An 8,676-nucleotide genomic window follows, 5' to 3' on the forward strand; every position below is an offset into this window, starting at 1 on the left:
ACGGCGCGTTGTACATTCCGTTACTCCCTGACACCAAAGACTCACTGATAGCCTCCCGGCAGGCGCTTATAGTGTTGCCAACAGCCCCGCAGTGGGGTTACTCAAGAAACCAAGTCGAGGATTTCAGAATGAAAAAAGTATTAGCTCTGGTCGTTGCCGCTGCTATGGGTCTGTCATCAGTTGCTTTCGCTGCCGATGCGGCAAGCACCACCCCGAGTGCAGCAGCCAGCCATACTACCGTTCACCATAAGAAACATCACAAAGCGGCCGCGAAACCGGCAGCCGAGCAGAAAGCGCAGGCGGCGAAGAAACACCACAAAGCTGCTGCAAAACCGGCTGCTGAGCAAAAAGCCCAGGCGGCGAAGAAACACCATAAAGCCGCTGCTAAACCGGCAGTAGCGCAGAAAGCGCAGGCGGCGAAGAAACACCATAAAACGACGCACCATGAAGCTAAACCGGCGGTTAAACCGGCGGCATAATGGTCAGGGCGTTAAGGTGATAAACCGGCGCTGAACAGCGCCGGTTTTTTTTCAGGAGGACATCATGCTGCAACGCTATCGCTTCGAATTGCTGCTGTTACTGCTCATCGTCTGCGCGCTGTTTACCCTGCGCTTGATGTTTAAATAGCTGGCTGCTGAACCCATTTTCGGGCCGGCGGCGTATAGTCGCGAAAACCGGCGATAATCTCGTCTGCCGAGGTAGCGAACGGCAGCATCTCCGCGTAGCGCGGGTGCATAAACCCTTCCCGTACCATGTTATCGACCATCGCCTGAAGCGGATCGTAATAACCCTTAATATTCAGGAACGCGCACGGTTTCTCATGGATCCCCAGCTGCGCCCAGGTCCATTGTTCGAAAATCTCCTCGAGCGTCCCCGCCCCGCCCGGCAGGGCAATAAAGCCATCCGCCAGCGCCGCCATTTTGGTTTTCCGCTCGTGCATATCCTCGACCACATGCAGCTCCGTCAAGCCGCGGTGGGCAATTTCCCGCTCCACCAGGCCGCGCGGCATCACGCCGATCACCACGCCACCGGCCTCCAGCGCCGCATCGGCGACCGCCCCCATCAGACCAACTTTGCCGCCGCCATAGACAAGCGCCAACCCCTGCTGCGCCAGCGTACGTCCAACCAGACGGGCGGTTTCGAGGTACAGCGGATGTTCGCCAGCTGAAGAACCGCAGAAAATACCAATCGATTTCATCTTCGTTATGACTCCTTCTCTTCTGGTGGCCGATAATTTAACACATCGGCAACCCTTCCGCGCAGGTTTGGACTGCCTGAAAAATAAGAGCCGTGATGCTCGCTGGCGAAGAAATATCCTTGTGGTTCAGTAAAATATATCCGGAATGAGTAAAAGTTCCGCAATCGCATGCAATGTGCAAGAAAAGTGACGTTTACCTCTTGCCACATCCCCTCCCTGCCGCTAATATGCGTCCCCGTTGTCACCACAACATTGCGTTCGTAGCTCAGTTGGTTAGAGCACCACCTTGACATGGTGGGGGTCGTTGGTTCGAGTCCAATCGAACGCACCATAATGCGTTTATAGCTCAGTTGGTTAGAGCACCACCTTGACATGGTGGGGGTCGTTGGTTCGAGTCCAATTAAACGCACCATAATGCGTCTGTAGCTCAGTTGGTTAGAGCACCACCTTGACATGGTGGGGGTCGATGGTTCGAGTCCATTCAGACGCACCAATCATTTTTCCTTCTGTAATTCCTGAATTTTATCACCTGCTCCCCGTTGGTATTGCTGACTTAAAATGTTGTGTATTGGCAAAGCGTTTTCCTTGCATAGTCCATACTAGTCCACATGAGTGCTAAGGAAGCCAACCCTTTTAATGAGCATCAAAAATCGATCAACAGACCACGCCGTTTAATTTCTTAATGATAATCATTCCATTCATCATAAATATATGCATATGCAAATCGATATATCAGATACCCCACCAGGAATTCCACAACTGAAAGTAAACCCCAGAGAAATTTATATTCATTTACTGAGAAAAAAAAGAACCAACCAGCCAGCGCGATACCTGAAGCACCTAATCCCATCCCAGCCCCTCTGATAACACGGGAAAGCAGGATGAGTAATTTTCGTTTTATATTCATAATCCACCAAAGAAATATTCACATATTTTGTTAAATTCTGCTGAATTCTTATCACCGACCATACGCGCTGTTTCGAAAGGTTTTACAATATCCTCAACAAGAAAATACAGAAGATCCAGATCTCGCAGATTTTGCAGTTTATCATGCAGTACCGGATTTCTGCGCTTCAGATATCGGGACGTGTATATTGCTCTGGATGTTTCAGCTCCAACGGATAATAATAATCCGGCAAGACTTCCTGCAAAAAAAGCGGACACTCCTCTTGAGGCGTTCCCCTCTTCCTCATCCCGCTCCGCGTCAGGTGCTGCGGCTTCTGTCCTGCCGCCATATGGGTTAACAGTTGCTGATTCAGCAGGCTGTCGATATTGCGCCCCCCGGTGAACAACCATCCGGTAGCGTGACTGCCCCGGCGGTTGCTTTACCAAACTGGTTGCATCGTTTATCAGCCTGTTCCTCATCGCTTCACTCCATCTATTCTGGCGTTAAAATTCATCATTACGTCCTCCATTCGTTACCCTTCGCCATCCCACCCACTGGCCGCGCTATCGCACCCGCCTGCTTTCGCGAACGCTACCGCCCGTAGCTGTCTCCCTACAGGAACCCAAAGCGCACTGGGTAAGGCAGAACGGTGATCTTTTATTTAACGCCCGGAATAGCAGTCGCTCAGCAATACATGCACAAGAAAATCCCGTTCGTATCCGCGTACTGCCGGAGTATATTCAGTTTGAATTCAGCGGAATCTCGGTTCAGCTCGGAAGTGACTGCGTAATGCTGACAAAGACGATAAGCAGAATAAAACAAATAAACTGATAATATTTTGTCATGCGAGAGAAGGAAGCTGTCTGGACGCAGGGCAGAAGCGGTGGCTTCGCAACAACAATATTCCATACTGATAACTATTCCCTGGTGTAAAAAAGCGAGCGCGCGGTACAACAGGGAGGAAACCATGCCACAGTAAAATAAAGAAAGTCCAGCCCCGACCGGGCCAGACTAACTTTTTAAGATTAACGCCCGAATTACATTGAGAATTTACATATAAATGACCTGAGCTATTGATCATCTAATAATATAGCCGACGGATCGCACACATCCAGAATAAGCTGCGAAAACGCACCATGAAATACATTGCTGTCCTGATTTATATCAGTAAATCCCCCCGACCGTTATATCGTATAACAGCTCATATTATCCAGGCGATCCTGACAGAGATAATATTCCCCGACCATAAAGCGCAGCGGCAGCTTGCGCACCCACCGTCTGACAGACAAGTCCCGCATATTGCCTTCAGACAAGGCGATGACTGGCCTGCGCCATCGCCAGGGCGTCTTCCCCTGCCGGCAGCCGCGAAGGGGCATCAGGATCGTGCACCATTCGCCAGACGGCCTGAGCGACATCGGTCGCCTGCGTCACGCTGGCGTTATCCTGCATGCTGTCGAAGATCTGCTGGCCGAGCGCCGCATAGCTCTCCGGGAGCTGTCCCATCGTCCGGCGGGCGTTTTCCCCGAACCGGGTCTGCGGGGCGCGTCCCGGGAGGATCAGCCCGACGCGAATATTAAAAGCACGGAGCTCCAGCGCCAGCGACTCCGTGAAGGCATTCACCGCCGCCTTACTCGCGGTGTAGACAGCCAGCAGGGGCATCGGTTGCAGGGTGACCGCCGAGGTAATATTAACGATGGTCCCGCTTCGGCGCTCTCTGAACCGGGGGATCACCGCCTGGGTCATGGCAATCGTTCCCAGGGTATTGGTGGCAAACAGGTTGGCTATCGCCTCGCGCGGGGCCCCCTCCAGGGCATTAAGCATCCCCACCCCGGCGTTGTTAACCAGCACATCAATCTCTCCGACTTCGGCAATGGCCTCTGCGATACTCTGCGCCGAAGTGACGTCAAGACGTACCAGCCGCAGGCGGTCGCTGGCGGGTAACACACCTTCCTGCGGAGCGCGCATCGTGGCAATAACCTTCCAGCCTTGCTCGAGAAAATAACGCGCCGTCTCCAGGCCAAAACCCGATGAACAGCCGGTGATCATTATCGTTTGCATATCTCTGTCTCCGAATGGCTTCTTCCTTTTCATCATAGACAGGCCGTGCCGGACGATATAGGGTCAATAATCCATCATTCTTTAGCAGGAGTCCGGAAATGAGCGATCCGCTGGCGGAGGTCATCGCGATGTTAAATCTCAGAGCGGTGCTGACCAAAACCATCGAGGGGGCGGGAGACTGGCGAGTCCGGCGCTCGGATCAGGGGCTGTCATTTTATGGCGTCGTGCTGGAAGGCGGCTGTCGGCTGGAAATTGACCAGCATGAGCCGCAGATCCTGCGCGCCGGGGATTTTATTCTGATCCCGGCGGCGTACCGCTTCTCGCTAACCAGCCTGACCCCGCCTCCTTCACCGGCGCTGGAAACCATCCCGGTGCAACTGGCGGAGGGACACTTTAGGCTGGGCGCCCTCGACAAGCCTGCGCAGATGCAGGCGCTGATTGGCCACTGCGCTTCCGGTTCAACGAACGCCAGCCTGCTGGCCTCGCTGTTGCCAGCCTTTGTGGTGGTCCGCAATCAACTGCGGCTGGCCACCTTTGTCGGGCTGCTGAAAGAGGAAGCGCAGGCGGATCGCGCGGGCAAATCTTTCGTTCTGGCGCGAATGGTTGAGCTGCTTTTTATCGAGGCCATCCGTTCCTCCGGCACGCTCGCGACCCCCGGTCTGATGCGCGGGCTGAGCGACCCGCGGGTCGCCCAGGCAATCCGTCTGCTGCATCAGGCCCCCGCCAGACGCTGGACGGTCAACGCCCTGGCCGCCGACTGCGCGCTGTCTCGCTCGACGTTATTTGAACGCTTTACCGACCTGACCGGGATGACCCCGATGGGCTATCTGTTAGGCTGGCGAATGACCCTGGCCATGCAGTGGCTGAGCGAGACGGGCATCAGCATTGCGGATATCGCCGAGCACATCGGCTATGGCTCGGCCAGCGCGTTCAGCGTAGCTTTTACCCGTTATACCGGGATATCGCCGGGCAAATATGCCCGCCAGCGGGCGGCGCGGAATGTCTCCCGGCAAGCTCTGACTTAACCTGCCGCAATCTCCGTCTGCAGCCAGCGCTCAAACATCTGCAGCGCTGGCTCCCCCTCCCCGCCGCCGGGTTTGATCAAGCAGAAGCGCTTAGCCAGCGTCGGGGAGCCCGGCCACGGGGCAACCAGCGTTCCGGCGCTCAGCTCGCTTTCCACATACATCTTCGGCACCAGGGCCACACCCTGCTGGCTAAGTACCGCGGCGATCGCCATCTCATGCAGATCGTAGCGCGGCCCCTGGGCGGGGTTATCCAGCGCCAGACCGCACTCGCGGGCATAGTGCAGCCAGGCGTCCGGGTTTTGCCGCCGGTGAATGCGCGTTAGCCGGTTAAGCAGCCCCGGAAGATCGTCATCCGTCAGCAGCGCAGCATGGCAGACCGGCAGCAAATACTCCGCAAATAAAAACGTCACCTCCATTCCGGTCCACGCCGGGTGTTCAAAATGGATGGCGGCATCAAATCCGCTTCCCGGCAGAATGAAGGGATCGCTGCGGGCGGCAATATTGACCACGATATGCGGATGCTGCGCCGCAAAGCGCCCGAGCCGGGGAATTAACCAGCGGCTGGCGAAGGTGGGGAGCACGGCGATCTCCAGGCTGCGGCCATCGACGGGCATCCCGCTGACGTCATGGGTGTCCCGTTCCAGACGAGCGAGGATCTCGCGGACCTGACGAGCGTAGCGGGCGCCTGCCGGATTGAGCCGCACCCGGCTCCCCGTCCTGTCGAAGAGTTTACTGTCGAGGAGCGCTTCCAGACGGGCAATCTGCCGGCTGATGGCCCCTTCCGTTAACGCGAGCTCCGCCGCCGCGCGGGCAAAGTTGCCGTGACGAGCCGCGGCCTCAAAAGCCAGTAGCGCAGCGCTGCTGGGGATTTTACGACGCATAGCCAATGCTCCTTGTGCAGGCTCACCGAAAGTCAGTGACAGAATATCACTACGCCTTGAATTAACATCGTTTTTCAGCGCCATTTTTAGCCGATAGGATGATGAAAACTCACTAAAGCGCCTTGTGCGCCACATCATCTGTTCATCGAGGTCACTATGCTCTATGTCGTCGAATGCGCCTACACCGATCCCCAAAGCGAAGCGGCGTGGAATACCTTTTACAATCAGGAAAAACTACCGGCGCTGGTCTCTGTGCCCGGTTTCTACGCCTCCCAGCGCTTCCGCGCTCTCAGCGAGGGCTGCCCCTGCTACCTGGCGCTGCACGATATCCACGATGCTACCGTCATCGACAGCGACGCCTACCGCCGCAACGGCGGCGGCCATTTTGCCCGCTGGCAATCGGCGATCGCCGACTGGCATCGCCACCTCTATCTAACGAATAATACGCTGCGGGAGGTTGCCCCGGATGAAGTGCTGCTGCTGGGCGATACCGCGGAGGACTTGCCCGTCGCTGCGCCGATACTCCTGCAGCCAGGCGGCCTGGCGACCGAACAAACCCGGTATGCCGCCATCCTCCCACGAGACAACCTGCATCACCTGGCCACGACTGCCGCCGTCTTTATCTATCAGCCCATCACCGCCCGGTTACGCAACCCGGCGCAGCGCGCGTGAGGTCGCCATGTCACCTGCTCCCTTTTATACGTTGACCGCTGGCGACCTGACGGTGACTGCCGTGAGTGATGGTCTGATGTCAGCGCCGCTGTCCTTACTCTCGGGTATCTCACGGGAGGAGGCGGAACATCTGCAGCGGCATTCAGGATTAGCCTCGCCAGAGACCATTGCGATTGGCGCCTATCTGATCCGCGGTCGCGGGAATACGGTGCTGGTGGATACCGGCACCGGCGGAGCCAATGGCGTTGGCGGCGAACTTATCGCCAATCTGGCGCGGCTCGGCGTTGGTCCCGAGGAGATCGACGCCATCCTTCTCACCCACGCCCATCCGGACCATATCGGCGGCCTGCTGTCCGCCGCTGGTACGCCAGCGTATCCCAACGCCACGGTGTTCCTGCCTACGCGGGAAAGCGCTTACTGGCTGGCAACATCCACGTTCGACAACGCCAGCGATCGCGGCCGGCGCAACGTGCTGCTTGTTCGCCGTGTACTGGCGAACTGCGCGGCGCAAATCAGCGGGGTTGATGATGAGGAAGTGATCGCCGGGATCCGCCCGTGCCCTCTGCCCGGCCATACGCCCGGGCATACCGGGTATCGTCTCGAAGCGGGCGATACCTCGCTGCTGATCTGGGGGGATATCGTCCATTTCCCGTCCATTCAGTCTGCGCGGCCAGAAGCCTCGGTCGCCTTCGACGTCGATCCTGAACAGGCCCGGCGTACCAGGGAGATCCTGCTGCGCCAGGCCGCCAGCGAACGGTGGTTGATTGCCGGTATGCATCTTGGCCTGCCGGGATTCGCCAGAGTGGAGAACACCGCCTCTGGCTATTGTCTGCGTTCGGTGTGATCGTTGAGCAGAACAATGACCACAGTAAAACCCCGGTCGCGGCATGAGCACGACCGGGGCGTTTTGTCCGGGAAAGTGGACGAGCCGTTAACCGCGGCTCTTCCAGCCTTTTTTACTTTTGCAGCTGGCTTTGGTGGCGACCCACGGGTGGCGTAGCTGAGTCAACTGAAGATCCTGGGAGGCCGGGCTGGCCGACCAGCGTTTGTTGCACAGAGGCTTACGAGTTGCAATGACCATAAAAACGCTCCTGAAAAGTAATGAACCATTCCCTGGGTAGTTCCACAAGTTCAGAATTAGCGTATCACCGCGTAACGGAAGTTATTTCAATCTTTGTTTTAGAATGTAAATGGTCATCGCCCTCTGAAATAGCTTAAATTGATCCAAATCAATTTAAGTGCATTTATTTTTCGATGCCACCTATATTTTCAAGCGCTTACCTTCGCCAGTCGCCTGATTAAGACTTTTCCTATACCGCATAATACAACAGAATCAAGCGATATTATCAGATTTTTATTCTAGTTATGTATGGCTATGTGGTTATTTGTTTTGATTATTCTAACTGATAAAATTCACTTGGTCAGTCAGCAGCGGGCAGGTACTCTGCACCGGCAAGAAGAGGATTTGTCAGGGAGTGGTGGATGACTAAAGGCTATAAACTACTTGGCTATAAGTTAGCGGATAATATTTTCTACTGCCTGCATCATCGGGAAATTATCACGCTGCGCGGGACACGGACGCAAGTCCAGCTACGCAGCACCATGGCCTGTTTACTGGAGTACCTGCTGGCGCACGGCAGAGAACGTCTGGTCAGCGATGAAGAGTTAATGATTAACGTTTGGGAAAAAAATAATCTCCGCCCTTCCGCGCAGCGCCTATGGCAGGTTATTCAGAGCTTAAAGTCTCGCTTACACCAGGCTGGCGTGGAGAGCGCGTTAATCATCCGCGTTAAGTGCGCGGGGTATTATATTAATAACGTTTACGTAGCCGAAATTTATTCATACAAACCGCCGGGGATGATGAATTATATAAACACTTCGCCTGCTGGGTAATGCTACCAACTTACTGATTTAGTGTATGATGGTGATTTTAAGGTGCTTGCGTGGCTTCCATTT

The 8,676-nt window shown here is 55.6% G+C and carries 11 protein-coding genes, 3 tRNA genes and 1 pseudogene; 9 read left to right on the forward strand and 6 right to left on the reverse strand.

Annotated elements, in window-relative coordinates; genetic code table 11:
* Nucleotides 1-128 precede the first annotated feature (128 nt).
* Entirely contained in the window at nt 129-479 is a 351-nt protein-coding gene (gene asr / locus DR88_RS0125895) for an acid resistance repetitive basic protein Asr (RefSeq protein ID WP_004148610.1), read from the forward strand.
* A 64-nt stretch (nt 480-543) separates the two neighbouring features.
* A complete protein-coding gene (gene ydgU / locus DR88_RS31865) occupies nt 544-627 on the forward strand; it encodes a small membrane protein YdgU (protein WP_002907795.1) in 84 nt (27 codons plus the stop codon).
* On the opposite strand, the gene DR88_RS13060 is transcribed toward ydgU, so the two are convergent.
* Nucleotides 620-1,198 (reverse strand): LOG family protein, encoded by a 579-nt coding sequence (locus tag DR88_RS13060; RefSeq protein WP_004175848.1) that lies wholly within the window; start codon nt 1,196-1,198, stop codon nt 620-622. The two genes, ydgU and DR88_RS13060, sit on opposite strands and share 8 nt — an antisense overlap.
* Before the next feature lie 254 nt (nt 1,199-1,452).
* Between DR88_RS13060 and DR88_RS13055 the strand changes: the two genes are divergently transcribed.
* The 3 genes from DR88_RS13055 to DR88_RS13045 all read left to right on the forward strand — a co-directional run bounded on the left by DR88_RS13055 (nt 1,453) and on the right by DR88_RS13045 (nt 1,691).
* Nucleotides 1,453-1,529, forward strand: a tRNA-Val gene (locus DR88_RS13055).
* 4 nt (nt 1,530-1,533) lie between these two features.
* Nucleotides 1,534-1,610 (forward strand) — tRNA-Val (locus DR88_RS13050).
* Between the two features lie 4 nt (nt 1,611-1,614).
* Nucleotides 1,615-1,691, forward strand: a tRNA-Val gene (locus DR88_RS13045).
* Nucleotides 1,692-1,877: 186 nt separating this feature from the next.
* On the opposite strand, the gene DR88_RS0125900 is transcribed toward DR88_RS13045, so the two are convergent.
* From DR88_RS0125900 to DR88_RS13040, 3 genes and pseudogenes are all read right to left on the reverse strand, one after another.
* Nucleotides 1,878-2,105, reverse strand: coding sequence for a hypothetical protein (locus tag DR88_RS0125900; RefSeq protein ID WP_077260963.1), 228 nt, complete (start codon nt 2,103-2,105; stop codon nt 1,878-1,880).
* Between the two features lie 295 nt (nt 2,106-2,400).
* Nucleotides 2,401-2,484, reverse strand: a pseudogene (locus tag DR88_RS31745) (hypothetical protein); the annotation flags it as partial.
* 905 nt (nt 2,485-3,389) lie between these two features.
* Entirely contained in the window at nt 3,390-4,142 is a 753-nt protein-coding gene (locus DR88_RS13040) for an SDR family oxidoreductase (RefSeq protein WP_004184283.1), read from the reverse strand.
* Nucleotides 4,143-4,240: 98 nt separating this feature from the next.
* Here DR88_RS13040 and DR88_RS13035 point away from each other — a divergent pair, with 98 nt between their 5' ends.
* Nucleotides 4,241-5,167, forward strand: a complete 927-nt coding sequence (locus DR88_RS13035; protein ID WP_004148613.1) for an AraC family transcriptional regulator — start codon at nt 4,241-4,243, stop codon at nt 5,165-5,167.
* On the opposite strand, the gene DR88_RS13030 is transcribed toward DR88_RS13035, so the two are convergent.
* Nucleotides 5,164-6,048 (reverse strand): LysR substrate-binding domain-containing protein, encoded by an 885-nt coding sequence (locus DR88_RS13030; RefSeq protein WP_002907799.1) that lies wholly within the window; start codon nt 6,046-6,048, stop codon nt 5,164-5,166. The genes DR88_RS13035 and DR88_RS13030 overlap by 4 nt on opposite strands.
* A 156-nt stretch (nt 6,049-6,204) precedes the next feature.
* Between DR88_RS13030 and DR88_RS13025 the strand changes: the two genes are divergently transcribed.
* Nucleotides 6,205-6,720, forward strand: a complete 516-nt coding sequence (locus DR88_RS13025; protein ID WP_004180177.1) for a DUF4286 family protein — start codon at nt 6,205-6,207, stop codon at nt 6,718-6,720.
* A gap of 7 nt (nt 6,721-6,727) precedes the next feature.
* Nucleotides 6,728-7,564 carry an MBL fold metallo-hydrolase gene (locus DR88_RS13020; RefSeq protein ID WP_004180178.1) on the forward strand — a complete coding sequence of 279 codons (837 nt, stop codon included), beginning with the start codon at nt 6,728-6,730 and terminating at the stop codon, nt 7,562-7,564.
* Between the two features lie 87 nt (nt 7,565-7,651).
* On the opposite strand, the gene DR88_RS30755 is transcribed toward DR88_RS13020, so the two are convergent.
* A complete protein-coding gene (locus tag DR88_RS30755) occupies nt 7,652-7,801 on the reverse strand; it encodes a hypothetical protein (RefSeq protein ID WP_002907802.1) in 150 nt (49 codons plus the stop codon).
* A gap of 401 nt (nt 7,802-8,202) precedes the next feature.
* Here DR88_RS30755 and DR88_RS13010 point away from each other — a divergent pair, with 401 nt between their 5' ends.
* Nucleotides 8,203-8,613 carry a winged helix-turn-helix domain-containing protein gene (locus tag DR88_RS13010; RefSeq protein ID WP_025861981.1) on the forward strand — a complete coding sequence of 137 codons (411 nt, stop codon included), beginning with the start codon at nt 8,203-8,205 and terminating at the stop codon, nt 8,611-8,613.
* Nucleotides 8,614-8,676 lie beyond the last annotated feature (63 nt).

Origin of the sequence: Klebsiella pneumoniae (assembly GCF_000742135.1) — a bacterium.
Lineage (GTDB): Bacteria > Pseudomonadota > Gammaproteobacteria > Enterobacterales > Enterobacteriaceae > Klebsiella > Klebsiella pneumoniae.